Raw genomic sequence first — 25,513 nt, 5'->3', positions numbered from 1 at the left:
GTTCAAGTGTACGATGCATGATGTCATAGTCGTGGCGGCAGGTCGGCTCGTTCTACCAAACGGGCCATCTGCACGCGGCCCATGCAGAGTTTATCTGCGGCGGATGAAATATGCGCTTTGACCGTGCGTTCTGAAATGAACATTTTCTCGCTGATTTCCGCATTGGTGAAGCCCTCGGCCGCGAGAATCACCGCTTCGCGTTCGCGTTCCGGCAAGGCGTCGAGCATGGCACGGGCCTCATCGCGCCGCGACTGAGGCTGGTGTTGATGCAAATCGCCGATGAGCTGCCGTTGACTTGCCGGATTGAACTGTGGCTCCCCTTCGCACACGTCGGCCACACGGCGGATGATATCTTCCGGAGCGTCCGTTTTCGATACGAATCCTTCCGCGCCCGCTTCGATGGCGCGTTCCACCGTGTTGTTTGGACTCAGCGACGTCAGAATAAGCACATGCGGAGGATCGGGAAGCATGCGGAGCTGACGAGTGGCTTCAATGCCATCCATGCCGGGCATGGCGATATCAGCCAGCACGACATCAGGAGGATTGTGCGACGCATGTTCGATGGCGTCTGCTGCGTTGGTGCAGGCGAAGGCAACGCTGATGCGTCCGGAGGAATAATCCTCCAAAATCAGACGCATCATCTGGCAGATCATCGGATCATCATCAATCACGCCGACGGTGATCGGCTGCTCGTCATGGTTGCGTTCGGTGCTCACCCAACCCATGGTAGTCGTACATCAAGGTGGAAGACGTTATGTTGGTCAAAACCGTATTGGCATGTTCCGCCAGCCTGCTGTATGCGTTTGGCCAAACCAGGAAGACCGGCCCCCTTCCTGGTGTCTGCCATATGCGAGGGGGATTGCGGCATCGTCGGATTGCTGACGTGCACATGCACCCCTTGCGGGGGGTTCGCATCGACCTGCAACGACACCGGAGCGCCAGGCGCATGCCTGCGCACATTGGTCAATCCCTCCTGTACCACGTGATACGCAATCACGCCGATGGACTCATCTAACTGCCCCAGCTGTTGAACGTCGATCCACGTATCAATCCGCATATTCGCGGCACGGGCGTCGCCAATCAACTGCAGCAATGAGTCACGGGTCAACGACGCTTCGGCATCATTCGCAGCCAACTGCAGGCGAGCATCCTCCGGATGACGAAGCATGTCAATCACACTATGCGCCTCATCCAACGCGCCGGAGGCCTGCCTGCGAATATCCTCGGTAGTGCCGGCGATCTTTCCAGCCATACCAGCCACATTGGCATTGCCCAACTGCTCGGCCTCAGCCTTCAATTTCCTAGACTCGGCCTGCAAAGCGCTCGCATTCAATGCAAGCAACGACAGCGAATGAGCCAACGTATCATGCGCTTCCGCGGCTATCGCATCGGCAAGCTGCTGATTGTCAAGCGTGGTCCGCAACCTGCTCACCTGCTCGTTGGCCGACTGAGCCTTCGCTTCGGCCACGCGCGCAAGGGCGCGCGAGCGAATATGCAATCCGGCCAATGTGGCGATCGCCACCGCAATCAGGGCAACCACAACGGCGCTCGCGATGATCGTTCTTTCGTCGACAAGCATCACCATGGTATTGCCATACCGAACTCCGGTATATGGTTTGGAGAAGATCGCATGCCAGATCGAAGCCTCGGCAGGATGCAAAGCGTCTCGCACCTGGGACCAGATCGTCGTTGTCGCCGCGGCAAGCACTGATCGAAGCGTCACTTTGGTTCCCTGTCTCCGCGCAAGCAGAGAAGTCAACGCCATAAGCGCGATCAGCGAATCGTAGGGGAGCGCCACCACCAGTAGGCATGCGGTCCAGAACACGGCTTGCGGGTAACTGTTGCGAGCCAGAAGAATCAAACCCGAAGGGATCGCAACGAGCACGCACGCGATCATCCACAAGTAGGGGGCACTATCCTGCGCATACTGTTGGGATGCGAAAGACACCTGCGCCAGACAGGCGAAACTCGCGCACACCACCATCGGCACCGTGCACCAGATTCTGGTGCGCACTGGCACTTCGGCGGTGGAAGGGTTTGTGATCACGCTCATGACTCCCATTATCGGCATACTCATGGAAACATGCCATTGAGCTATCGGGCATGATGGCGCAAGCCGCGCGCCCCAAAGTGCAGGCAGGAATGGACTTTCGTCCAATACCGGGAACGAAGCCGATCCCGTAGGCTCGAAAGTGTTCCGACCACTTCGAGAAGAAAGAAAAAGATCATGAGTGAGTTCAACAATGCTCCGATTCCCAACGGCGGCCCGGCAGCGCCGAACGGTATGAGACCCGCGCCGATCATGCCGTCCCCGGCTCCGCAAGGCACGACGGTATGTGGCATCGTGGGAGTGGTGTTCGGCGCGCTCGGCTTGGTGCTGAGCTTCATTCCAATCATCAACAACATCGCTGCGATCTTCGGACTCGTCGGCGCGGTATTGGCGATCGTGGCCATCGTGGGCACGTTCCGAGGCAAAAAGCGTGGCAAAGCCCTGTCCATAGTCGCGGCGGTGCTGTCGGTGTTGGCCATCGTCATCACCTTGGCCATGCAATCGGCCGCCAGCAAGGCGCTTGACGACATCACGGGCACAAGCACGTCGCAATCCTCGTCGGCGGACGCCGATAAGGACGCCAAAACCGATGATTCCACCAAAACCGATGATTCCACCAAAACCGACACCAAGGTGAAAGGCGAGCAAGACATGGAAGGCGATCTCACCGATATGCACGTCAAAATCGTATCCGCAGTGCGTTCCGGCAACGACTACAACAATCAGCCGACCGTGCTCGTCACCTACGAGTGGACCAACACTACCGATAAGAACAACTCCTTCGCCATGCTGGCTAATCCGAAAGTGTTCCAAAACGGTCAGGAACTCGACACCGCCATGTACTTGGACAATCCGGAAGGCTACGATTCCGGCTCCTATCTGTCTGAACTGCAGCCAGGAGCAACCGGCACGGTAACCCTCGGATATGTGCTTAAAGACGATTCCGAAATCACCGTCGACGTGACGAACCTTCTCGATTTCAGCGACACCGCCAAAGTGACGTACAAGTTCGCCATCTGACATGGCATGTCCCAGTCTTTCGCGTCCGGCACACTCCCCGTGTCGAACGCGAAACCTATGCGGGCTTTGAAGAAATCATGAGATTAAGCCAATATTCATGAAATCGTCAGGAAAATGCCGTATCGTGATGCGCAATCGAGCAAAAAGGAGCGATTATGGCATTCGGTCAGCAGCCCCAGGGTAACAACGCCCAGAATAACGGCTTCAACAATCAATACCAGTACAACCAACAGTACAACCAGTACAATGCGCAGCCACAGTACGCCTATGCGCCCAACGGTACCGCCGCAGTCAACGTGCAGGCCACCTATTCCTACGAGCAGGCCGAACGCAGTTCCGTCAACAGCGCATACACGCACATGACCCTTGGTTTGATCGTCACTGCCGTGGTCGCCATCATCACCCAAATGAGCGGCGCGTACCTGGCACTCATCCAAACCACGGGCATCATCGGCATCTTCGCCCCCGCCGTCATTGAAATCGTGCTTGCCATCTACCTTGGCGCGCGCATCCATACAATGAAGGTCTCCACCGCATACGTCATGTTCTACGTGTATGCGGCGCTCATGGGCTTCACCCTCAGCACCATCTTCATGGCCTACGATCTTGGCACCATCGGCATTTCCCTCGCATTGTGCGCCGGCTTCTTCTTCGCGCTCACCATGTTCGGACGCACCACCAAGATCAACATGCTCAAGGCCGGCCCCATCCTTTTCGTCGGCCTCATCGTGCTTATCATCGCCGAAGTGATTCTCATGATCTTCGCCCCCGGCAACACCACCCTCATGATCGTCTCTGCCATCGGACTTCTGCTCTTCGCCGGCATGACCGTCTACGACGCCCAAGCCACCCGCGCCATGCTTGAACAGTATTCCGCCCAAGGCCCCGAAATGGTCAAGAAGGTTTCCATCCTTTGCGCACTGAATCTGTATTTGGATTTCGTGAACATGTTCATGTATATTCTCCAACTCCTCGGCAATCGCGACTGAAATCCAAATGACGGAGCGTCCCCGGCATTGCTCCTCAGTCGGCGTACCTTCGTGCGCCTTCCTTCGGTGCGTTTTGGGGACGCACGCGTCATTTGGCTTTCAGCCTTTGATGGGACATTATTGGCATTGCTCCTCGGTCAACGTAACGGATAAAGCCTGACCAGAATGTGGCCAGGCTTTATCCGTTGGTCAAAGACATGCTTTACGGTGGGTGCTCATGCAGAGAAAAGAGATTGGCGGCATGGCATGCCTCGTACTGGCGGCCCTCATTTGGGGATTCGCATTCGTGTCGCAAGTGCAAGGCATGGACTCCACAACACCGCTGTTCTTCGGAGCCACCCGATTCACCCTCGGATCCATTTCTCTGATACCGTTGCTTTGGTTTCGCCGCAGCACCATAGCGGAACAAGAGCGTAAACGCCGTGAAACCCAGGGAAAACCGTCCATCACCCTCGGTAACGGCGCAATCGTCGCCATGCCGAAATGGGCCGGCAATCCCATCGTGGTCAGCATCATCTGCGGAATCGTGCTTTTCACCGCAAGCACCGTCCAACAATACGGCATCCTTTACTCCGGATCGGCGGGACGGTCCGGCTTCATCACCGCTCTATACATCGTCATGACGCCACTGCTTGCCTTCGTCATATTGCGTCGACGAGTGCACCTCAGCGTCATCATCAGCGTCGCCATCTCCGTTATCGGCTTCTACCTGCTGTGCGTCACCGACGGATTCGGATCCATCACCCTGGCGGACATGGTGCTGCTGTTCACCGCAGTCCTCTTCGCCGGGCACATCCTCGTCATAGACACCTTTGGACGAGACATGGACCCCATCCTGCTTTCATTCGGGCAGATCACCACCACCGCGATCATCAGCTGGATTGGCTCTATCATCGAAGGATCCATCGACTGGGCCGGTGCCGCGCAAAGCTGGATCGCCATCGTCTACGCGGGCGTCTGCTCTGCTGGCGTAGCCTATACGCTTCAGGTCATAGGCCAACAACTTGTGCCTCCGACCAGAGCGTCCGTGATCATGTCGCTCGAATCGTTCTTCTCCGCAGTCGGAGGGGCGCTTCTGCTGGGCGAAATCATGACCACTCGAGCCTACCTCGGCTGCGCGCTCATTTTCGCGGGCACCATACTCGCCCAGCTGCCCATCGACCAGCTCCTGCATGCGGCCAAACGCAAACCGGCAGACGTCAGCCGGCCTTAGGGGCCTCGCCAACCTGCGGCGCGCCATTGATATCGCGATGAATGTTCTGCATCTGCGCTTCGACATTCTGCAGACTTCTCGCGCAATCAAGCAACGTCTGCGAATGCTCCGACAGCTTCGCGTCAGGCAAATCCGTCTTATAACGCAGCGCATGCTCCAAACTCGCCCAATAATCCATGGCGATGGTGCGGAACTGCACCTCCACAGGCGTGTAATGCGGTCCGGAAGATAGAAAAACGGGAACCGCATAAATCACGTGCAGCGAACGATATCCATTCTGCTTCGGATTCTTAATATAATCCTTCACACGCAACACCTGAATATCGTTCTGCGCGGACAGATAATTCGACACCGAATACACGTCATCGCGATAATTGCAGATCACGCGAATGCCTGCCACGTCAAACAGATTGTCCTTGACCGACTCCACCGTCAACGGCAGATCCTTGCGCCTCAACTTGCCGAGAATGGAATTGATGGACTTCAACCTGCGTTCCATGTGATGGATGGGATTATGGGAGAAACGCACCTGGAACTCGGAATCGAGAATCTCCAGTTTGGTGCTGATCTCATACATCGCGCCCTCATACACCTGCATTTGATCAATGAACTCGGTAATCTGATCGGAAGGCAACGGACCATCGTCGAAAGTCACCGACTTCAGCCGTGCTTGCAGTTCACTGGTATTGATGCGGCTCTGTCTATCAAGTATCACGGTTCCATAGTGTACCCAAAAGGAGCGCGGAAAAACTGAAAAAGCGCTGAAAGCGCCGTCATCCCTCCAATTCCACCGCATGCCACGCTGCATTAAGGTGCATACGGCGCGTGATGGGAATCCCTGCCGATAGCATGGAATGCTATGAACGAAGACATGATGACCGAGGCGGAGCGCGCCTCGAAACTTGCGGAACCTGCCACAGAAGACACCGCCACGCGAGGCAAGGGCGTGTTCTACGTACACACCCTCGGATGCCAGATGAACGTGCACGATTCCGAACGCATCGCGGGTGTGCTCGAAGCGGATGGCTATGTGCCCGCCACCGAAGAACAATACCTCGATCATGACGTGGACCTCATCGTCATGAACACATGCGCGGTGCGAGAAAACGCGGCGGAACGCATGTACGGCACCATCGGCCTGTGGGCCGAACTGAAGCGCCAGCGTCCGAACCTGCAGATCGCAGTCGGCGGATGCATGGCACAGCTCGACCGTGAGAAGATCGCAAAAAAGGCCCCTTGGGTCGATGCCGTGTTCGGTACCAAGAACATTGGCTCCCTGCCTCAGCTGCTTGACCAGGCGCGCATCGAAGGCCATGCGCAGGTCAAGGTCAAAGAGGAACTCAACTACTTCCCAAGCCAGCTGCCCACCGACCGCGCGTCGAAGGTGTCAAGCTGGGTGGCCATCTCCGTGGGATGCAACAACACCTGCACGTTCTGCATCGTGCCTACCACCCGAGGCAAGGAACATGATCGTCGCCCGGGAGACATTCTTGCCGAAATCCGCCAGTGCGTGGACGAAGGAGCCAAGGAAGTCACGCTACTCGGCCAGAACGTGAACTCGTTCGGTTACGGCATCGGCGACCGTTTCGCCTTCTCCAAGCTACTGCGCGCATGCGGTGAGATCGAAGGATTGGAGCGCGTGCGGTTCACTTCGCCGCATCCCGCCGCCTTCACCGACGACGTGATCGCAGCCATGGCCGAAACGCCCAATGTCATGCACCAGCTGCACTTCCCGCTGCAGTCCGGATCCGACCGAATCCTGCGCGCCATGCGCCGTTCGTATCGTTCCGCGAAGTTCCTTGACATTCTGCGTAAAATCCGTGAGGCCATGCCGGATGCGCAGATCTCCACCGACATCATCGTCGGTTTCCCGGGTGAAACCGAAGAGGACTTCCAGAAAACCTTGCGTGTGGTGGAAGAGGCGAGATTCGCGTCCGCATTCACCTTCATCTATTCGCCGCGCCCAGGCACTCCGGCAGCCGAAATGGAGCAGGTGCCGCACGACGTGGTCCAAGACCGGTTCGAACGACTCGTGGCATTGCAGGAACGCATCACCGAAGAAAATCTCAAAACCTTCGAAGGCCGTGACGTCGAAGTGATGGTCACCGGCGCATCTGGCAAGAAGGACGCCGCGACCCATCGTGTCACCGGGCGCGAGAAAACCGGCGTGCTCGTGCATGTCGGTGTGCCCGAAGGCGAGCCGATGCCGCAGGTAGGCGATTTCGTGACCGCCACCATCACCCACGCTGGGCGTCACAACCTCATCGCCGATCCCGATCTGAAGGCGGGGCAGACCTATGCCGTTCGACACTGAACAGACCTCTGAGAAAACAGACAAAACAGGAGACGCCGATCCTGCCATGCAGCGCAAGGTCGTATCCATTGTCGGACCAACCGCATCCGGCAAAACCGGGTTGGGCATTGCCGTCGCCAAAGCGTTGGCGCGCAAAGGCGAACAGGCGGAAATCATCAACGCCGACGCATACCAGATGTATCGGGGCATGGATATCGGCACGGCCAAGGCAAGCCTTGAGGAGCAGGCGCAGGTCAGGCATCATCTCATCGATATCATCGAACCGGACGACGCCATGTCCGTGGCGAGGTTCCAAGAGCTCGCCCGCGAGAAAATAGCCGAACTACAGGCCAGGGGAGTGCGTCCGATCCTCGTCGGAGGCTCTGGCCTGTACGCACGGGCCGCCATCGACGACATCTCCTTCCCCGGCACCGATCCGCAAGTACGCAAGGCGCTTGAGGAACGGGAAAAAACCGAAGGCGCGGGCGCGTTGTTCGACGAGCTGAAAGCCAAGGATCCCGAAGCGGCGGCGCGCATGGACCCGCACAATCCGAGACGAACCATCCGCGCGCTGGAAGTCATCGAAGTGACGGGACGACCCTATTCGGCAAGCCTTCCGCACTACCGGTACGTCATCCCCACCGTGCAAATCGGTCTCGATCTGCCGCGTGAGGAACTGGACCGTCGTATCGATATTCGCACCAAGCAGATGCTCGAAGGCGGATTCATCGAAGAAGTGGAACGTATCCGTCCCAAGCTGGGCATCACCGCAGCCAAAGCGCTCGGTTACCAGCAGGTCGTCGACTATTTGGACGGGTTGCGTGACCTGAACGACACGTTCATGGACATTGCGCAGAAAACGAAGCGTCTGGCACGCAAGCAGATGGGATGGTTCGGTCGTGACCCGCGCATCCACTGGCTCCAAGCGCTCAATCCGGCGCTGCTAGACAACGCGATGGCCATCATCGAACATGCCGATGCAGGTGCCTATGACGTCATAGACGCACAGGCGGACGCCTACACCCAGCATCATCTCGGAGACCTCGCCTGAAATGAAACTCCCGCTGCCGTATTCGTCGAAGCTTTCCACCTTATCCACGGTCTTCTCCGGCTTGGCCTCCAGATTGACGGTGACGATCTTGGCGGAATCCAATCAGTGAAATTGCGTGTTCACTTAAGTTAGAAAATGTGTGCGATTCGAGGAAGTGCCATGTCATGGCGCCTCCCATGGGTAAAATCATGACCGTTATGGCACGAACAGCATCTTCCAATACGAAATCCGGCGGCAAAGGGTCCACGGGCAAGGCACGTTCCGGCGAGACCAAGGTCATGGACGCGGTCGAGCCGTCGCCTGTGATGGGTGTCTTGACCAAGTACGGACGTGATATCGCATGTTTTATTCTGGTGATTCTCGCGGTAATGTTCTGCGCTTCGGAATGGTTCCGGGTGCAGGGCGTGTTCGGCCGGATGCTCCACGCCTTGGCTTCCGGCCTGTTTGGTCTGATGAGCGTCATCCTGCCGGTCTTTTTGGCGCTGGTGGCATTCAGCCTCATATATGAGACCAAGCGCAAAAGCGGCAATGTGCGTATGGTGGCGGGGTGGTCCATGATTCTGTGGTCCGTCTGCTCCATACTCGATGCGGCGCTCGCGTCCGACGCCCAAGGTTTCGACATGGCGTTGCTGCAGAATGCGGGAGGTCTGCTCGGCTATGTGCTTGGCTGCCCGCTGGCATGGGGGCTTTCCAAGGCGTTCGCCATCGTTATTTTCGTGGTCGTCATTTTGTTCTCGTTGTTGCTGATTACCAATACAGGGGTTCAAGAGATTCCCGACAAAGTACGTGCATTGAAGGTCCGTTTTGGATTCGGTGCAAATAAAAAGGTTGATGACGAGACCGAGCAATTCCCGAACGAAGTGCGTATAGGAGATACCACGCTGTCGTTCGCAGAAGGCGTGCCGGCGCATAATGGAGCCGACGATGTGGCGGCTGAAAAGAAGAAGCCGATGCCGTTCTCCCTCATAAAGCAATGGATATCATCGAAATCCAAGAAGCAGGGCGCTCAGGACGGACTCGATCATTACGACGGTGATGAGGCGTTTCGTAATGCTGCCGAACGGCATGGCGAAACGGCGGAAACCATGCTTGACGAACCATACCAGAGCGTCTCGCGGCCGCGCAGCATTTCATCCGACGAACATTCCGCTCAGGATTTCGGTGGAACCGTCGCCATGCCGCAGACGCCTGTGGTGCGTTCCCTTTCCTCTGACCCAATCGGTTTGGCGAGCGGCACCATGCCGCAGATCCCGGAAACCATTCCGACGGTTGCCGGCCAGGCGGCGTCCGACGAGATCAAATCCGTTGGCGTGGCTGTAGGGGACCCGTGGGCCGTCATCGACGAGGACGGCACGTCCAACGGGTCGCAGGTCATGGTCGATGCGGCGACCAATGAGGTCGTGAACGATCTGGATGCCGGATCGAACGGAGAGGGCGTTTCCGACGAGTCCGGTGAGATTCCGGAGGGCCCCTATCATCTGCCTGATCTCGGCATGCTGAAGCAAGGCGCGCCGCATGCCGTGCACACTCCGGAGAACGATCGTGTGATCCGCGCTCTTACGGTCACATTCCAGCAGTTCAATGTCGACGCTAAAGTCATCGGCTTTCTGCGAGGCCCATCCGTGACCATGTATGAGGTGGAGCTTGGTCCGGGTGTGAAAGTGGAGAAGGTCACCAATCTGCAGAAGAACATCGCCTACGCGGTGGCCAGTTCCGACGTGCGCATCCTGTCGGTGATCGAAGGCAAGTCCGCCATCGGCATCGAAATACCGAACACCGACCGTGAAACCGTGGTGCTTGGCGATGTGCTTCGTTCGGACAAGGCGAGAAACGATCCGAATCCGATGCTCACAGGCGTGGGCAAGGATGTGGAAGGCCATTTTGTAACGGCGGACCTCACTAAGATGCCGCATCTTCTGGTGGCAGGCGCCACCGGTTCCGGTAAGTCCAGCTTCATCAACTCCATGCTGACATCCGTGATCATGAGGGCGACGCCGGATCAGGTGCGCATGATCATGGTCGATCCGAAGCGAGTGGAACTATCGGCATACGCGGGTATTCCACATCTGCTCACGCCGATCATCACCGATCCGAAGAAGGCTGCGCAGGCGCTCGAATGGGTGGTCAAGGAGATGGATGCTCGTTACAGCGATCTTGAATTCTTCGGATTCCGCCATATCAAGGACTTCAATGCTGCCGTGCGCGCCGGCAAGGTGCATGCCCCTGCCGGATCGAAGCGCAAGGTCGCTCCATATCCGTACATTCTGGTGGTCGTCGACGAGATGGCCGATCTGATGATGGTGGCCAAGAATGATGTGGAAAGCTCCATCCAACGCATCACGCAGCTGGCACGAGCTGCAGGCGTGCATCTGGTGCTCGCCACCCAGCGTCCATCGGTCGATGTGGTCACCGGCCTGATCAAGGCGAACATTCCTTCGCGTTTGGCGTTCGCGACCTCGTCGGCCACTGATTCTCGAGTCATTCTCGACTCCACTGGCGCGGAAACTCTGATTGGACAGGGCGATGCGCTGTTCCTGCCGATGGGACAGGCCAAACCGTTGCGTGTGCAGGGCGCATGGGTCGACGAGTCGGAGATCCGACGTGCCGTGGAATTCGTACGCACCCAGCGCAAGCCACATTACCGTGAGGATATCGAGGAAATGGCCAAGGAAGCCGACAAGAAGGCCATTGAGCCGGACGAAGACATCGGCGGCGATATGGATGTGCTTCTGCAGGCGGCGGAACTGGTCGTCACCTCGCAGTTCGGTTCCACGTCCATGTTGCAGCGCAAACTGCGTGTCGGATTCGCCAAGGCTGGCCGCCTTATGGATCTGCTGGAGTCACGTGGCGTCGTGGGGCCGTCCGAAGGGTCCAAGGCGCGCGAGGTGTTGGTGCAGCCCCAGGACTTGCCGCAGGTGCTCGCCTTCATCAAGGGTGAGACCTCGTCGCTGAGTTCGGGAGTCTCTTCGGCGGCGGATTCCGAAGCGGCGATGTGACTGGGGAACGCTCCGTATGAAACGCAAATTGGTAAGCAAGTAGAAGTGTCAGGGTAACGTGAACGGTATGGAAAAGCAAGAAGAACGCAAATCATCGTTGCTTGACGGCTGGAACGTGCCGCCGAACCTTGTCACCTTCTCTCGTATCATTTTGGTCATCGTGTTTTTGGCGCTGTACGCCAAAGCCGGCGCGTGGGGCGTGGACAACGTCACCATGCGTTGGGTTGCCGCTGTCATCTTCATCATCGCGGCATGCACCGATAAGCTTGACGGTTGGATGGCCCGCAAATACAACCAAGTCACTGAACTTGGCAAGCTGATGGACCCGATCGCCGACAAGCTGCTCACCTGCGGCACACTGATCGTTGCCGCCATCTTCAACGAATTTGGCAATCCGGTGCTGGGATGGGTCGTGACCGCCCTGTTCCTGATTCGTGAGATCGGCATCACCGTCATGCGCTTCTTTGTGATCGACACGGGCGGCAAGGTCATCGCCGCATCCCAGGCAGGCAAATACAAGACGCTCTGCCAGTGCATTGGTCTGGCCATGCTCATGCTGCCTATGTGGAGCTTGGCGCCGGAAGGGGTCAACGACACCCCGATGTGGATGACCGTCTACTACACCATCACGTATGCGCTGATTTATTTTGCGCTGATTCTCTGCCTGTATTCCGGTGGCGAGTATCTGGTCAATACGTTCGGCGGCCGTAAGAAGTCCGCGGGCAAGTCCGGAAAAGAAACCAAGTAAGGCATTCATGACTGAATCTATGAACCAGACGGCTGCCGCCAACCAATCGCAATGCGATGAATTGGCTGCGGCCGTTCTTGCATATTGCGAAACCAACCATTTCAAGATCGCAGCCGCCGAATCGTTGACGGGAGGCCTGTTGGCCGACGCTTTCGTGCGCGTGCCGGGAGCGTCGAAGGTTTTTCTCGGTTCCGCGGTGACGTATGACATTCGTGCCAAGGCCTCGATTCTTGGCGTAGATGCGGAACTGCTGCGCAGCGAGGGGGCTGTCCATCCTGAAGTGGCCCGCCAGATGGCTGCCGGAACGGCGAGGCTGTATCGGCAGCAGGGGGATGGCGACTGCGTTATTGGATTGTCGACCACGGGAGTGGCGGGGCCTGGACCTGATGGAAATAAACCGGCAGGTCTTGCATATGTCGGTTGTTCCCTGCCGGAGGGGTTCGGAGGTGTTCGCTCTCGGCGAACGGAGGCTTTTGAGCTTCGCCTGCAGGGAGATAGGGAGAGCGTGCGACGCGGCGTCGTGCATTGTATTCTGCAAAAGCTGAGGGAGCTTTCAGCGGATTCACAGGAATAATCCACAAAGATGAGTGTTGACCATAGTGGACAGACGTACGCACGAAAAAGGGGCTGATGAATGGAAATGATGACACTCACCAAAGAGCAGAGGGAACTCAAGGCTATGGCTCCTGCGACTGCGCAGGCTGCCGGAGCTCGTGTCAGGGAGCTTACGCCGGCTCAGCGGCGCGCTGTGATGTTCGCGCAGCAGCAGGTGCTTCGTGCGCGCGCTGCGAAAAAGGCCAAGGATGAGCGTCAGGCCGCATTGACGCGAATGTGGCAGGAAGAGGACTCCGATCGGGTACGCACGCATGCTGTGCCGCACGCTCAGGAACAGCCCGATGAGGCTAAGGAGGTTTCGCTGCGTGAAGCCATAGGCCATGTGCTGCGCGACCTGCGCACGCGAGATCATAAGACGCTTCGCGAGGTCAGCGAAAAGGCCGGGGTGTCTTTGGGGTACCTTTCCGAAGTGGAGCGCGGCCAGAAGGAGGCCAGTTCCGAACTGCTGTCGTCCATCGCGCAGTCCTTGGGGCTGTCCACAGCCCAGATGCTTCGCATGGTGGCTGACTATCTCGATTCTGTGGCTGCCTGATTCGAATGTAAGGTTGACGCCCGGCGATTGTTCGCCGGGCGTTTTTCGTGTCTGTACATGGATTCAAGTCTGTGTACACTGGGGCACGTGCAGGAACGTGAATTTTGGCAGTTACTTGAAGAGGTGCTTGGTCGTAGCTATGGTCGAGCGCTGGCGCATGACCAGGTGCTTGATCGTCTTGGCGGCATGACGGCGGTGGACGCGCTTGGCGCTGGTGAGGAGCCGCGAGTGGTCTGGAATGTGTTATGCGACCAGATGGGCATTCCCGATTCCCAGCGTTGGGGCAAGGACCATAACGCGCCTCCTATGCCGGTGCGCTGAGACGTTTTCCGAACACAACACGCCTCTTCGAACAGATGTTCGCATGTTGGGATATAGTTATCCACAGACAACAACCTAGACGGGCTGTTTCCAAATTCTTCAGATCGCGTGAAAACGTTGATTTTCCAAGAAATGTTGGTTATGACTCGTTAGATCGCATATCCTCCGACCACAACGGCCGTTAGATTTGCGGGAACGAATGCCGTGGCCTTACGGTGAAGCCACCATTCGTCATAGTCAGCAAAAGGAGTAGTCATGGCACAGACGAGCGCGGCAAAGGGAGCCGCACAGAACAAGTCCGCGAACGGCATCGACCCGCGTCGTCAGGCTGCGCTTGATACGGCGCTCGCGCAGGTCGAGAAGAGTTTCGGCAAGGGATCGGCCATGCGATTGGGCGATCGTCCCGAGCAGGATGTCGAGGTGATTCCTACTGGATCGCTGGCATTGGATATGGCATTGGGTATCGGCGGCCTACCGAAGGGCCGTATCGTGGAGATTTATGGTCCGGAATCCTCCGGCAAGACCACACTGGCGTTGCATGTGGTGGCCAATGCCCAGAAAAACGGTGGCGTCGCCGCGTTCATCGATGCGGAACATGCGCTTGACCCGGTCTATGCGCGCAAGCTCGGCGTCGATACTGATTCGTTGATTGTTTCCCAACCTGATAACGGCGAGCAGGCGCTGGAAATCGCGGATATGCTGATTCGTTCTGGTGCGCTTGACGTGATCGTCATCGATTCAGTGGCTGCACTGGTGCCGAAGGCCGAAATCGAAGGTGAAATGGGCGACAGTCATGTCGGTTTGCAGGCAAGACTGATGAGCCAGGCATTGCGTAAGATGACTGGCGCTTTGGCTCAGGCGGGCACCACCGCCATTTTCATCAACCAGCTTCGAGAGAAGATCGGTGTGTTCTTCGGCAATCCGGAAACGACCACCGGCGGCAAGGCGTTGAAGTTCTACTCGTCCGTCCGCATGGATATTCGACGTATCCAGACCATCAAGAATGGTGATGAGGCTGTAGGCAATCGCACCAAGGTCAAGGTCGTCAAGAACAAGATGGCTCCGCCGTTCAAGACCGCTGAATTCGACGTGTTGTACGGCGAGGGCATTTCCAAGGAAGGTTCCGTACTTGACATGGCGTTGCAGGTCAATGTCGTGAAGAAGTCCGGATCATGGTTCACCTATGGTGGCGACCAACTGGGTCAAGGCCGTGAGAACGTACGCCAATTCTTGAAAGACAATCCGGAGCTTACCGAAGAGATCGAGAATAAGGTGAAGGCCGAGTTTGGTCTCATTGAGCCCACCGACCAATTTGCCGAAGATGGTAATGAGGCTTCTGCGTCTAATGCCACAAGCGAGGAGAAGGCGAAAGCGGATGCTGGCAAGCCGGAAGCAGCCAAAGGCGCGGCAAAGGCTTCCAAGTCAGCCGGCAAGGCGTGACGTATGATCAGCGCTGAGCGATTTCTTGAACAGCAGGGCCTCCAGCCGGTATCATCCGAGGTTGGGGGCCTTGCCCTTTCCTGCGGTGGTCGGCCGCAGGCCGGTCGAACCGAATTCGATTACGACCGAACTCCGTCCATTGGCGGCAATGACACGCCGAGGCGTGCGCGACACGCACGACACTCAGGGCGTGTCGCAGTCGGCGTGTCGCGGATTCCTGACGATCCGAATGATTTGGATGCATGCAGGGAGGCGGCCCTTCGGCTGCTTGATGCGGCGCCGCGTCCGTCAGGCGCGATACGGGAGCGACTCATCGGCAAGGGGTATGCCTCCGAGGTGGTGGACGATGTGATCGTCAGACTGATTCGGGTCCGTCTCATCGACGACGAGGCGTACGCCCAGTCCGCGGTGCGGTACTGCGCATCACGACTGATGGGGTATAGGGGAGCGGTCATGGAGCTCAAACGCAAAGGTGTGGACCGCCAGCTCGCGCAACGTGTGTGCGATGAGGCCGAATCCCAAGGCGTGTTCGCCGAGGCTGCATGGGAGCTGGGACGTCGGACAGCAAGAAAAACTGCTGGATTGGATGTCGAGGTGCGTAAAAGACGGTTCTGGAGTGCTGGTGGGCGGAAAGGCCATAATCCTGAAGTTCTGCGGAAAATCGCACAGGAATTGTTCGTCTGAAACGACTGATTCGCATAGTGGTTATGCGGTTTTCAAACACTGTTTCGCCACGGGAATCGGTCGGTGTGATAAAGGAGTGAGACCTCTTATACCCCGGGTTCTGTCGTGCCTCAGGCACGGATGGCCATCCATCTCGACCTGACGTTGCCGTCAGGCTCTAGCAGCCTACCCGAAGGCTTCGGGCGAGCAGCCCTCAAACGCCTTCTGCTTGGCCTTGCTCCCGATGAGGCTTGCCATGCGGCCGACTGTTACCAGTGGCCCGGTGGTCTCTTACACCGCCGTTTCACCCTTACCTACCGGTCGAAACCGATAAGCGGTCTGTTCTCTGCTGCGCTATCTCTCAGGTCGCCCTGGGCGGACGTTATCCGCCATCGTGCTCTATGGAGCCCGGAAGTTCCTCAACCGACGGATCGGTCGCGGCCATCAAGAGGTCTCAAATGCACTATGATAGCAAAAAAACGGACGAAAGGAAAATCAAAAAAACTTTATTTTTCTTGCGTCAACTTTTCAGTGAAATCACAATGTTGCGGCTACAATGTTGACTACCGAACAGCGAAGCAGCTGTTTGGTCCGTATATAGCGGGTAACACCGCTTGAGTCTAGGGAGGTCCACATGGAAATCGTCGTTACCGGACGTCATACGCAGATTAAGCAAAGGTTCCGTGACGTTGTCGAAAGCAAGATGAATCGTGTGACCGCTATCGCCCCGGATGCGCAGCGTGTTCAGATTGTGTTGTCGCACGAGGGCAATCCGCGTCAGGCCGACACCGCCAAGCGCGTTGAAATCACCGTCATCGCAGGTCGTACCGTGGTGCGCGCCGAGGCTTCCAGCGCCGACGAGTTCAGCGCTCTGGACATGGCGCTCGACAAGCTGACCCTCCGTCTGCGTCGCACCCGTGATCGTCGCAAGGATCATCGTCGTGGCTACAGCGATCCGGTCCCGGTCGATCTTGGTGTCGTCGAGCCGACTCCAGAAGTTGAGGAGCCGGTCGAAGTGCCGAATAACAGCCCGGCCGAAGCCGTCGCCGCTGAGCTGGGTCCGGGAGAGTCCGTCGAAGTCCAAGTAGGCGACACCCCGATTGTCATCCGTCGCAAGCTGCATATCGCGGAGCCGATGACCATCGATGAGGCGCTGTATGAGATGGAGCTGATTGGACATGACTTCTTCCTGTTCGTGAACAAGGAGACCGGTCGTCCGTCCGTCGTCTACCATCGTCACGGCTGGAGCTATGGCGTCTTCGAGATCGACACCCCGGAGAATGTGGCGAAGTAAGACGTGCAACAGGTTGGATAGGGAGATAATCTGACCGAACGGGGCTCGCGCAGTGTATGTGCGGGCCTCTTTTTCATGTCTGAAGGTGGTGTGTCGAATGGAAGAAGGCCGCAACAAGCTGAAAGTTACGTAAAATGGACGGTGTTTTTCGGAAATCGTTAAACAGCGACTAATCTCAGATGAGATAACTCGCATACACAAAGGGAGTGATTGTGGTAGATATCGTTGACAAAGCCCTGCGAATGGGCGAAGGCCGACAGATCAAGAAGCTTGAGCACGTAGCTCAGGCGACCGACGCGCTGGAAGATGAGATTGCAGCGCTCAACGACGAAGAGCTCAAGGGCCAGACCGCCAAGTTCAAGCAGCGTCTCGACAATGGCGAATCCCTCGACAAGCTCATGCCGGAAGCCTTCGCCACCGTGCGCGAGGCATCCAAGCGCACCTTGGGCCTGCGCCACTTCGACGTGCAGCTCATGGGTGGCGCGGCGCTGCACTGGGGCAACATCGCCGAAATGAAGACCGGTGAAGGCAAGACCCTTGTGGCGACCCTGCCGGCATACTTGAACGCACTCGACGGCCAGGGCGTGCACGTCGTCACCGTCAACGACTACCTGGCAAGCTACCAGGCCGAGCTGATGGGTCGTGTCTACCGCTTCCTCGGCATGAGCACCGGCTGCATCATCACCAACCAGAAACCGCCGGAGCGCCGCAAGCAGTACAACGCCGACATCACCTACGGCACCAACAACGAGTTCGGCTTCGACTACCTGCGTGACAACATGGCGTGGGAAAAGTCCGATCTGGTGCAGCGCGGCCACCACTTCGCCATCGTCGATGAGGTCGACTCCATCCTCATCGACGAGGCCCGTACCCCGTTGATCATCTCCGGTCCGGCCGAAGGCGACGTGACCCGTTGGTACCGTCAGTTCGCACGTCTGGTGCTCAAGCTCACCCGTGACGAGGACTATGAGGTCGACGAGAAAAAGAAGGTCGTCGGCATTCTCGATCCAGGCATCAACAAGATCGAGGATTATCTCGGCATCGACAACCTGTACGAGCCGAACAACACCGCACTGATCGGCTACCTGAACAACGCCATCAAGGCCAAGGAACTGTTCCTGCGCGACCGCGACTACGTGGTGACTGGCGGTGAAGTGCTCATCGTCGACGAACACACCGGCCGTATCCTGCCGGGACGCCGTTACAACGAAGGTCTGCACCAGGCAATCGAAGCCAAGGAAAACGTGGAAGTCAAGGCTGAGAACCAGACCTTCGCCACCATCACCCTGCAGAACTACTTCCGCATGTACGACAAGCTGTCGGGCATGACCGGTACCGCAGAAACCGAGGCCGCGGAGTTCATGGGCACCTATAAGCTGGGCGTGCTCCCGATTCCGACCAACAAGCCGATGATTCGCGAAGACAAGGACGATTTGATCTTCCGTACCAAGAAGGAGAAGCTTGCCGCCATCGTGCGCGATGTTGCCAAGCGCCACAAGAAGGGCCAGCCGGTGCTGCTGGGTACCGCTTCCGTGGAATCCTCCGAAATCGTGTCGTCCCTGCTTGACGTTGCCAACATTCCCCACCAGGTGCTGAACGCGAAGCAGCATGACAAGGAAGCCGCCGTCGTGGCCGTCGCGGGCCGTAAGGGCGCCGTCACCGTGGCTACCAACATGGCAGGCCGTGGTACCGATATCATGCTCGGCGGCAACGTCGAGTTCCTTGCCGATGCGAAGCTCAAGTCCGAAGGCTATTCTCCGGATGACACTCCGGACGAGTACGAGAAGCGTTGGCCGGGCACCTTGGCCGAAATCAAGGAGCAGGTCAAGGACGAGCATGAAGAGGTCGTTGAACTCGGCGGCCTGTACGTGCTTGGTACCGAGCGTCACGAATCCCGTCGTATCGACAACCAGCTGCGCGGCCGTTCCGGACGTCAGGGCGATCCGGGCGAGTCCCGTTTCTACCTGTCGCTCGAAGACGATCTGATGCGTCTGTTCAACACCCAGCTCGTGGCCCGCGTTATGGCCAAGGGCATGCCGGAAGGCGAGCCGATCGAAGCGAAGAGCGTTTCCAAGGGCGTGCGCACCGCACAGAAGGCCGTGGAATCCCGCAACTTCGAAATCCGTAAGAACGTGCTCAAGTACGATGACGTGATGAACAAGCAGCGCACCGTCATCTACGCCGAGCGTCAGGCTGTGCTCAAGGGCGAAGACATCCACGAGGATATCCTCAAGTTCATCGACGATACGGTATTGAGCTACATCAAGGGCGCCAACAAGGGTTCTGACAAGCCGAAGGATTGGGATTGGGAAGGCCTGTTCAAGGCTCTGAACGCCGTGTACCCGATTGCCGTCGATCCGGAAGCCGCCAAGGACGCTGTCTCCAAGCTCAAGGGAGACAAGGCCATCGTAGCCCTGCAGGAGCTTATCGTTTCCGACGCAAAGGACCAGTATGCCGACTTCGAAGCCAAGCTTGGTGAAGAGGGTCTGCGTCAGCTGGAACGTCGTGTCGTGCTCGCGGTTCTTGACCGCAAGTGGCGCGAACACCTGTATGAGATGGATTATCTCAAGGACGGCATCGGTCTGCGTGGTATGGGTCAGCGCGATCCGCTGGTCGAATACCAGCGCGAAGGCTATCAGATGTACAACTCCATGATTGAAGCAATCAAGGAGGAGACCATCCAGCTGCTGTTCCACGTTGACATCGATCGTGTCGCCACCACCGAAGACGCCGAAACCGAATCCGATGAGGAAGAGGCCGTGAACGCAGCCGAAGCGGTGATGGGCCTGGATAGCGAAGCGCAGCCGACCGGTGAAACCGCTCCTGCCGAGCCGGAAACCGACGATGAGGCCGAGAAGACCGTCATCGACGAACTGGCCGAAGAACAGAAGAATGAGCCTGGCATCGTAGGCATGCAGCCGATCAGCCATGCTGAGGGCAAGGTTCCTGCCAATAAGCGCCCGAAGAGCGAGGAATTGCGCTCTCCGTGGGCGGATGGCCGCACCTTCCCGGGAACTGGCAAGAACGCCCAGTGCCCGTGCGGTTCCGGTCGTAAGTACAAGATGTGCCACGGACAGAACGAACAGTGACATATCGTGTGATGCTCTGATGATTCGCGCATAATGAAGGCGGTTTGCGGATTTTTCGCAGACCGCCTTTTTGTTTCATGCTCGTTGCCCGATATGCGGAAGATAGATATTGAAAATGTCTGTGTTGTTTATGATGAGCGCTTTTCTGCAATTACCTGTTCGTGATATGGACGTTGAAAAACCATGAAATGTAGAACGGTTACAATGGCGGCGATATCGTATCAACAACGTGACATGCTGAAGCGTCAAGGAGGGCATCATGGCTGAAATCACATGGAAGTCGATCCTCACCAAGCTGGTCGGAGGGGACCATCTGAGTGCCGAGGAATCCGAGTGGTTCGTCGATGACCTCATGAACGGCAACGCTAATCCGGCGGCCGTCGGTGCGGTTCTGGCAACCCAGCAGCAGCTTGGCTTGACTCCGGATGAGGTGCGTGGAGCGGCCAAGGCCATGGTCTCCCATGCCATCAAACTTGATATCGACGGTGAGACCACCGATATCGTCGGTACCGGTGGAGACGGCGCCGCGACGGTGAATCTGTCTTCCATGGGCGCGGTGGTGGCTGCCGCAGCCGGAGCGAAAGTCGTGAAGCACGGCAATCGTGCAGCCTCTTCCAAGTGCGGCACTGCCGATTGCTTCGAGGCGCTGGGACTGCCGCTCGATCTGGAACCGGAACAGGTTGCTGAGGTCGGCAACGAATGCGGCATCGCATTCGCTTTCGCACGCACATTCCATCCGGCAATGCGCTTCGTGGGACCTGTCCGTGCGGCGCTCGGCATGCCATGCGTATTCAACGTTCTTGGACCTCTGACCAATCCGGCCTCGCCGAAGCACATGGCGGTGGGCTGTGCCAATCGCGCAATGAGCCCGATCATGGCTGCGGTATATGCGGCTAATGGACAGACCGGCATGGTGTACACGTCAAGCGAGGGACTTGACGAAATGGCTCCGACTGGTCCGGTGTCCATCTGGGAGTTCAGCAACGGCAAAGTCACTGAGAGTGAATTCGATCCGACTGTGGAGCTTGGTCTCGACAAGGTGACGGTGGCTGACTTAAAGGGTGGAGAGCCGGAGCTCAACGCTCAGCTGTTCCGTGACTTCCTTGCAGGCAAGGACGTTCCTTTCCGCACTACCGCCCTGCTCAACGCGGCATCCGCGATTGTTGCGGACGGCCATCAGGTGCCAGCTGATGCCAGCCTGACTGAACGATTCAAAGCGGCCTATGCCATTGCCGAAGAAACCGTTGATTCAGGCAAGGCCTCGGCACTGCTTGACCAGTGGATCACCGCCGCCCAGTCCAAGAAAGCTTGATATTCGGCGAAATAGCAGATCATAAGAACGTATAAGGCGTGTCTCGTCAAAACACTCAACGACGAGACACGCCTTATACGTATCGCAGCGACAAATATCACAGAGAAGAGCACAAAAGACGTAGCTGATGCAGTCTTCTCCATATGTTGCTATACGCGAGCTCCATCATCGAAAACATCGCGGCGGGTTTGTGTATGTCCCTTGTGCTGTACGATCAATCCAGCAGCGCCAATCAACGTGCACACACCGAAAATCGATCCCAAAATCCCAGCCAAAGCAGGCATGAATGCAGATGCGATGATACCGGCGACACCAGCGATCAAAAGCACCCAAAACACCAACTTCGATATCTTGACATGACCGATGGAGGGATTCGGAGGAGTGAAATCATCACCGTAACGATCCATTACACTATCGGTGTCCAACCAGCTGGAACCAGTGAAATCGCGCGGTCCACGACCTTGCGGAGTGTCATCAGTGAACGTGCCCTGATCCAAATCCTGAATCGAAAGCAACGCCTCCTTCTCACGGCGCTGCGCATGCTTTTCAAAACGTTTCGCGCTACGAGAATGCTCCACGGCCTGCAAATCGTCGGCATGCGAACTTGCGAATTCAGCCCATGCGGCATCCAAATCGTCCGCATTTGAAGAAGCCCCTTCGCCACCATTCGGCGCGGCATTTGGGCGTTCTTCATCGGCATTGCTATTGTTGAGGTCAGTCATACTGATAACTGTAATCAAGCGGATGGCCATCCGCTAGGAGGATCGTGAAAAATGCTCTACTGGTTTTTCGTCAAAGGCCTAGGACCGATCGCCATCCACCGCATGGGACCGACTGCCAAGGGACTTGAAAACATTCCGCGCGAAGGCGGTGCCATTATCGCAGCCAATCATCTTGCCGTCATCGATGACGCGCTGTTGCCGCTGACTTGTCCGCGCATGATTCATTTCATGGGCAAAGCCGAGTATTTCGAAGGCAAGGGCATCAAAGGCAAGTTCAAGAAGTGGTGGTTCACTTCGGTTGGCGTGTTCCCCGTGGATCGTTCCGGTGGGTCGAAATCGCTTGGCGCATTGAACCACGCGCGTGAAATCCTCGAAGACGGCCACCTGTTCGGCATTCATATTGAGGGCACGCGTAGCCCTGACGGTCGCCTCTATAAAGGTCATACCGGAGCTGCGCGACTTGCTTTTGAAACCGGATGCCCAATCGTTCCGTCCGCCATTATCGGATCTCGCGAGTTGCAGAAGCCCGGTCAGATTATTCCTGGTAAGGGCAAGACCACAGTGATCTACGGCGAACCGATTGCCGTGGAGAAGAAGCCCGCCGACCAGATCACGCACGACGATTTGCGCACGCTGACTGATCGCGTGACCATGGAAATTCAGAAGATGAGCGGTCAGGAATACGTGAACGAATACGCTCAGAAAGTCAAGGAACAGCTTAAGGCTCAGAAAGCCGCCGAACAGGCGAACAGCTGAGAAACCAAAGAGAAAAGCCCCGGCACGACACTACACGAGCCGGGGCTTTCCTTATGCCTATACCATGATGTTTTGGCAAAGCAGGTAATGCATTTTTTAGAACAGTGAGGAATACATCTTCAATGTGATGGTGGTTGGTATGCCGTTCTCGTCGCGAAGACGCACTTCGGTGCCACCTACCGGATCCTGCGAAGCGACCTTCTTGTCTTGATTGGAATCCAACGTGAGCTGCGAACTTACCTTGACCGTGAATCCGAGTTTTTCCAATGCGGCTTTGGCGTCAGAGGCTTTCTGCCCCACATAATTCGGCAGGGTTATGGTTTCCGGTCCTTTGGAAACCACCACGTCGACGCTGTCTCCCCAATGCAACGTATCACCGTTGTTGACGGAAGCGGAAATCACCTGCCCCTGTGGAATCTTGTCGTCGAAGGATTCCGTCCAATTGGTGGTGAGTCTAAGATCATCCAGCGCCTGCTGTGCCTCGTCCTTCGTCTTGCCGACGATATCGGGCATAGTGACTGGCTTTGGCCCCTGCGACACCGTGACGGTGATCGTCGTATTATGCGGCAATGTGGCGCCGGGATCCACACTTAACGACAGCAACGCCCCTTGAGGCACGTCAATGGAATACGTGTCATCAGAAGCCGCGGTCTGCTCGACATTATCGAATCCAGCCTTCTTCAGCGCGTTGATTGGATCCTTGCCGGATGCGCTGGTCGCGTCGAGAATATCGGCGGGAACCGTCGCCTGCCGGACTCCCTTGGAGACCACGACCTTGACTTTCTGGCTACGACGCTTGCTGCCGCGATCGCCGACATTCGCCGGGTCGGTGGAGATGATATTGCCTTCCTCCACGGAATCGCTATACTCTTCCGACACCTCATATTCGATATCGGAAATCTTGAGCAGACTCTCGTAGTCGCTCCACTTCACATTGGTGATGGGGCATGCTGCGGACGCGTCGCATGTCATACCATCCGGCTGGGGCATGGTCCAATAGCTGCCGGGGCCCTGATAGTACCACCATGCCCAACCGCCGGCGCCACATGCAAGCAGCAGCGCCACCACGCCTGCGACGATGAGCGGTGTGCGACGCTTTTTCGCGGATTTGCTGTTTGGAGTATTGCCGGATTCGTCGCTTTGCGCGATGGGGGATTGCGATGCAGCGCTGTCGACGGCATTGTCAAGGCTATTGACGATGCCGTCTGCCGGCAGCGAGAAACGTGTCGTCGCTTCTGGATCGATGTTCTGTTGCTGCACCGGCATGACGGTTGTTGCGTTCGTCCTGACCCTGTCCAGCTTGCGTGTGCGATCATCGAATTGCTGCGTCGGCGGTGCCGGGGGAGCGGGAGGAACAGGATTGCCGACATTGGTTGGCGCACCGTTATTTGCGGGCGCGGCACCGTCGGAAGCGCTGACGTCTACCGGGGGAAGACGATACTGCCAATCGCTGACCGCAAGCGTCGATTGCAGACGCTGCAGCTCGGTTAACGCAACGGATGCGTCTGCTGGACGAGCCTCGACCGCGCGAGCCGTGAGATGGGCAAGGAATGCGGCCACGCCTTCATTGATGCCTTTGCAAGCGGCGGCAATGCTTGGCACATCCTCGTGAACATGCTTGAATACCAGTGTTACTGGATTATCTGAAGTGAATGGCACGTTGCCGGCGAGCATCTCCCAAGCCATGATGCCCACGGAATACAAATCCCCCTGAGGTGTGGCTTGATTCTTCTCAATCATTTCCGGTGCTAGATATGCTGCTGTTCCCAGCAGTATGCCGGTGGAGGAGAGTGTGGCCTGCGATACCGTTTTAGCCAAGCCGAAATCGGTGATCTGCACATGGCCACGGTCGTTAAGCAAGATGTTTTCCGGCTTGATGTCGCGATGCACCACGCCCGCACGATGTGCGGAAGCGAGGCCATCCAATGTCTCGCCAATAATGCGTAACGTCTCTCGAACGCTGAACGTACCCTGCTGGTTCATTTCGTAACGCAGGTTCACGCCGTGAACATACTCCATGACGAGATAATCGAGACCGTCGAATTCGCCGGTGTCATACACCTGCACGATATGCGGATTGGCAATGGCCGCGGCCGAACGGGCTTCACGATGGAATCGTTCCACGAACTGGTCCCGGTGCGGTCCCTGCGCCAGCTGGGTATGCATGATTTTGATGGCGACCGTGCGCTCCAGACGTTCGTCTACCGCTTGGTACACCGTGGCCATGCCGCCATCGGCGATTCTGCTGACGACCCGATACCGGCCCTCGATGACCTGACCTTCAGGGGCGTGTGGAGCTTCACTCATGGTTGATCGCTACGGTTCCTTCTTCAAAACAACTCACGTTCGAACGTGTTCCCACTTGTAGTCTACAAGCAGAGGTTTGCGGATTGTGCAACGAACGCGCGT

20 protein-coding genes, 1 other RNA gene and 2 pseudogenes are annotated in these 25,513 nt (G+C 57.3%); 17 read left to right on the top strand and 6 right to left on the bottom strand.

Annotated features, from left to right (window positions below):
- Positions 1 to 23: 23 nt before the first annotated feature.
- A complete protein-coding gene (locus tag BBPC_RS06095) occupies positions 24 to 725 on the bottom strand; it encodes a response regulator transcription factor (RefSeq protein ID WP_004220482.1) in 702 nt (233 codons plus the stop codon).
- A complete protein-coding gene (locus BBPC_RS06090) occupies positions 713 to 1,984 on the bottom strand; it encodes a sensor histidine kinase (protein ID WP_171025369.1) in 1,272 nt (423 codons plus the stop codon). The genes BBPC_RS06095 and BBPC_RS06090 overlap by 13 nt, the downstream gene beginning before the upstream one ends.
- A gap of 243 nt (positions 1,985 to 2,227) precedes the next feature.
- Here BBPC_RS06090 and BBPC_RS06085 point away from each other — a divergent pair, with 243 nt between their 5' ends.
- The 3 genes from BBPC_RS06085 to BBPC_RS06075 all read left to right on the top strand — a co-directional run bounded on the left by BBPC_RS06085 (position 2,228) and on the right by BBPC_RS06075 (position 5,272).
- Positions 2,228 to 3,070 (top strand): DUF5067 domain-containing protein, encoded by an 843-nt coding sequence (locus tag BBPC_RS06085; protein WP_004220477.1) that lies wholly within the window; start codon positions 2,228 to 2,230, stop codon positions 3,068 to 3,070.
- A gap of 155 nt (positions 3,071 to 3,225) precedes the next feature.
- A complete protein-coding gene (locus BBPC_RS06080) occupies positions 3,226 to 4,059 on the top strand; it encodes a Bax inhibitor-1/YccA family protein (RefSeq protein ID WP_004220475.1) in 834 nt (277 codons plus the stop codon).
- Between the two features lie 217 nt (positions 4,060 to 4,276).
- Positions 4,277 to 5,272 carry a DMT family transporter gene (locus BBPC_RS06075; protein WP_004220474.1) on the top strand — a complete coding sequence of 332 codons (996 nt, stop codon included), beginning with the start codon at positions 4,277 to 4,279 and terminating at the stop codon, positions 5,270 to 5,272.
- Here BBPC_RS06075 and BBPC_RS06070 read toward each other — a convergent pair.
- Positions 5,259 to 5,987 (bottom strand): GTP pyrophosphokinase, encoded by a 729-nt coding sequence (locus BBPC_RS06070; RefSeq protein ID WP_033524063.1) that lies wholly within the window; start codon positions 5,985 to 5,987, stop codon positions 5,259 to 5,261. The genes BBPC_RS06075 and BBPC_RS06070 overlap by 14 nt on opposite strands.
- A gap of 144 nt (positions 5,988 to 6,131) precedes the next feature.
- On the opposite strand from BBPC_RS06070, the gene miaB reads away from it, so the two are divergent.
- The 9 genes from miaB to BBPC_RS06025 all read left to right on the top strand — a co-directional run bounded on the left by miaB (position 6,132) and on the right by BBPC_RS06025 (position 15,952).
- Positions 6,132 to 7,586, top strand: a complete 1,455-nt coding sequence (gene miaB / locus BBPC_RS06065; protein ID WP_004220471.1) for a tRNA (N6-isopentenyl adenosine(37)-C2)-methylthiotransferase MiaB — start codon at positions 6,132 to 6,134, stop codon at positions 7,584 to 7,586.
- 46 nt (positions 7,587 to 7,632) lie between these two features.
- A complete protein-coding gene (miaA, locus tag BBPC_RS06060; protein WP_033524129.1) occupies positions 7,633 to 8,616 on the top strand; it encodes a tRNA (adenosine(37)-N6)-dimethylallyltransferase MiaA in 984 nt (327 codons plus the stop codon).
- A gap of 197 nt (positions 8,617 to 8,813) precedes the next feature.
- Positions 8,814 to 11,612: an FtsK/SpoIIIE family DNA translocase gene (locus tag BBPC_RS06055; RefSeq protein ID WP_033524128.1), complete on the top strand. Its 2,799-nt coding sequence runs from the start codon at positions 8,814 to 8,816 to the stop codon at positions 11,610 to 11,612.
- Between the two features lie 67 nt (positions 11,613 to 11,679).
- Positions 11,680 to 12,360 (top strand): CDP-diacylglycerol--glycerol-3-phosphate 3-phosphatidyltransferase, encoded by a 681-nt coding sequence (gene pgsA / locus BBPC_RS06050; RefSeq protein WP_004220466.1) that lies wholly within the window; start codon positions 11,680 to 11,682, stop codon positions 12,358 to 12,360.
- Between the two features lie 7 nt (positions 12,361 to 12,367).
- The gene (locus BBPC_RS06045) at positions 12,368 to 12,934 is read left to right on the top strand and encodes a CinA family protein (protein ID WP_004220465.1); all 567 of its coding nucleotides are present in this window, start codon (positions 12,368 to 12,370) and stop codon (positions 12,932 to 12,934) included.
- A 60-nt stretch (positions 12,935 to 12,994) separates the two neighbouring features.
- Complete coding sequence (locus BBPC_RS06040; protein WP_004220462.1) at positions 12,995 to 13,507, top strand: helix-turn-helix domain-containing protein; 513 nt, start codon at positions 12,995 to 12,997, stop codon at positions 13,505 to 13,507.
- Positions 13,508 to 13,594: 87 nt separating this feature from the next.
- The gene (locus BBPC_RS06035) at positions 13,595 to 13,828 is read left to right on the top strand and encodes a DUF3046 domain-containing protein (protein ID WP_407711833.1); all 234 of its coding nucleotides are present in this window, start codon (positions 13,595 to 13,597) and stop codon (positions 13,826 to 13,828) included.
- Positions 13,829 to 14,083: 255 nt separating this feature from the next.
- Positions 14,084 to 15,268 carry a recombinase RecA gene (gene recA / locus BBPC_RS06030; protein ID WP_004220446.1) on the top strand — a complete coding sequence of 395 codons (1,185 nt, stop codon included), beginning with the start codon at positions 14,084 to 14,086 and terminating at the stop codon, positions 15,266 to 15,268.
- Positions 15,269 to 15,271: 3 nt separating this feature from the next.
- Positions 15,272 to 15,952 (top strand): regulatory protein RecX, encoded by a 681-nt coding sequence (locus BBPC_RS06025; RefSeq protein WP_004220444.1) that lies wholly within the window; start codon positions 15,272 to 15,274, stop codon positions 15,950 to 15,952.
- A 73-nt stretch (positions 15,953 to 16,025) separates the two neighbouring features.
- On the opposite strand, the gene rnpB is transcribed toward BBPC_RS06025, so the two are convergent.
- Positions 16,026 to 16,388, bottom strand: an RNA gene (gene rnpB, locus BBPC_RS09420) — RNase P RNA component class A.
- A 177-nt stretch (positions 16,389 to 16,565) separates the two neighbouring features.
- Between rnpB and hpf the strand changes: the two genes are divergently transcribed.
- The 4 genes and pseudogenes from hpf to trpD all read left to right on the top strand — a co-directional run bounded on the left by hpf (position 16,566) and on the right by trpD (position 21,626).
- Complete coding sequence (hpf, locus tag BBPC_RS06020) at positions 16,566 to 17,225, top strand: ribosome hibernation-promoting factor, HPF/YfiA family (RefSeq protein WP_004220442.1); 660 nt, start codon at positions 16,566 to 16,568, stop codon at positions 17,223 to 17,225.
- A gap of 212 nt (positions 17,226 to 17,437) precedes the next feature.
- A pseudogene (gene secA / locus BBPC_RS06015) lies at positions 17,438 to 19,967 on the top strand (preprotein translocase subunit SecA); the annotation flags it as partial.
- 167 nt (positions 19,968 to 20,134) lie between these two features.
- Positions 20,135 to 20,314: pseudogene (locus tag BBPC_RS10305) on the top strand (SEC-C metal-binding domain-containing protein); the annotation flags it as partial.
- A 259-nt stretch (positions 20,315 to 20,573) separates the two neighbouring features.
- Positions 20,574 to 21,626, top strand: coding sequence for an anthranilate phosphoribosyltransferase (trpD, locus tag BBPC_RS06010; RefSeq protein WP_004220435.1), 1,053 nt, complete (start codon positions 20,574 to 20,576; stop codon positions 21,624 to 21,626).
- A gap of 149 nt (positions 21,627 to 21,775) precedes the next feature.
- Here the strand turns inward: trpD and BBPC_RS06005 are convergent, their stop codons facing one another.
- The gene (locus tag BBPC_RS06005) at positions 21,776 to 22,348 is read right to left on the bottom strand and encodes a GlsB/YeaQ/YmgE family stress response membrane protein (RefSeq protein ID WP_033524062.1); all 573 of its coding nucleotides are present in this window, start codon (positions 22,346 to 22,348) and stop codon (positions 21,776 to 21,778) included.
- Between the two features lie 51 nt (positions 22,349 to 22,399).
- Between BBPC_RS06005 and BBPC_RS06000 the strand changes: the two genes are divergently transcribed.
- Positions 22,400 to 23,104 carry a lysophospholipid acyltransferase family protein gene (locus tag BBPC_RS06000; RefSeq protein WP_004220430.1) on the top strand — a complete coding sequence of 235 codons (705 nt, stop codon included), beginning with the start codon at positions 22,400 to 22,402 and terminating at the stop codon, positions 23,102 to 23,104.
- A 96-nt stretch (positions 23,105 to 23,200) separates the two neighbouring features.
- Here BBPC_RS06000 and BBPC_RS05995 read toward each other — a convergent pair whose 3' ends face one another.
- Positions 23,201 to 25,411, bottom strand: a complete 2,211-nt coding sequence (locus BBPC_RS05995; protein WP_004220428.1) for a Stk1 family PASTA domain-containing Ser/Thr kinase — start codon at positions 25,409 to 25,411, stop codon at positions 23,201 to 23,203.
- Positions 25,412 to 25,513: the final 102 nt, after the last annotated feature.

The sequence above is a fragment of the Bifidobacterium pseudocatenulatum DSM 20438 = JCM 1200 = LMG 10505 genome, from assembly GCF_001025215.1.
In the GTDB taxonomy this organism is placed as follows: Bacteria; Actinomycetota; Actinomycetes; order Actinomycetales; family Bifidobacteriaceae; genus Bifidobacterium; species Bifidobacterium pseudocatenulatum.
This window is presented reverse-complemented; position numbering and strand designations above follow the sequence as displayed.

Coding starts and splice junctions, on each gene's coding strand:
- BBPC_RS06045 (WP_004220465.1), top strand. CDS start 12,368: ATGACTGAATCTATGAACCAGACGGCTGCCGCCAACCAATCGCAATGC.
- pgsA (WP_004220466.1), top strand. CDS start 11,680: ATGGAAAAGCAAGAAGAACGCAAATCATCGTTGCTTGACGGCTGGAAC.
- miaA (WP_033524129.1), top strand. CDS start 7,633: ATGCAGCGCAAGGTCGTATCCATTGTCGGACCAACCGCATCCGGCAAA.
- BBPC_RS06040 (WP_004220462.1), top strand. CDS start 12,995: ATGGAAATGATGACACTCACCAAAGAGCAGAGGGAACTCAAGGCTATG.
- BBPC_RS06080 (WP_004220475.1), top strand. CDS start 3,226: ATGGCATTCGGTCAGCAGCCCCAGGGTAACAACGCCCAGAATAACGGC.
- BBPC_RS06025 (WP_004220444.1), top strand. CDS start 15,272: ATGATCAGCGCTGAGCGATTTCTTGAACAGCAGGGCCTCCAGCCGGTA.
- hpf (WP_004220442.1), top strand. CDS start 16,566: ATGGAAATCGTCGTTACCGGACGTCATACGCAGATTAAGCAAAGGTTC.
- BBPC_RS06005 (WP_033524062.1), bottom strand. CDS start 22,348: ATGACTGACCTCAACAATAGCAATGCCGATGAAGAACGCCCAAATGCC.
- BBPC_RS06085 (WP_004220477.1), top strand. CDS start 2,228: ATGAGTGAGTTCAACAATGCTCCGATTCCCAACGGCGGCCCGGCAGCG.
- miaB (WP_004220471.1), top strand. CDS start 6,132: ATGAACGAAGACATGATGACCGAGGCGGAGCGCGCCTCGAAACTTGCG.
- trpD (WP_004220435.1), top strand. CDS start 20,574: ATGGCTGAAATCACATGGAAGTCGATCCTCACCAAGCTGGTCGGAGGG.
- BBPC_RS06095 (WP_004220482.1), bottom strand. CDS start 725: ATGGGTTGGGTGAGCACCGAACGCAACCATGACGAGCAGCCGATCACC.
- BBPC_RS06055 (WP_033524128.1), top strand. CDS start 8,814: ATGGCACGAACAGCATCTTCCAATACGAAATCCGGCGGCAAAGGGTCC.
- BBPC_RS06000 (WP_004220430.1), top strand. CDS start 22,400: ATGCTCTACTGGTTTTTCGTCAAAGGCCTAGGACCGATCGCCATCCAC.
- BBPC_RS06075 (WP_004220474.1), top strand. CDS start 4,277: ATGCAGAGAAAAGAGATTGGCGGCATGGCATGCCTCGTACTGGCGGCC.
- recA (WP_004220446.1), top strand. CDS start 14,084: ATGGCACAGACGAGCGCGGCAAAGGGAGCCGCACAGAACAAGTCCGCG.
- BBPC_RS05995 (WP_004220428.1), bottom strand. CDS start 25,411: ATGAGTGAAGCTCCACACGCCCCTGAAGGTCAGGTCATCGAGGGCCGG.
- BBPC_RS06090 (WP_171025369.1), bottom strand. CDS start 1,984: ATGGTGGTGTGCGCGAGTTTCGCCTGTCTGGCGCAGGTGTCTTTCGCA.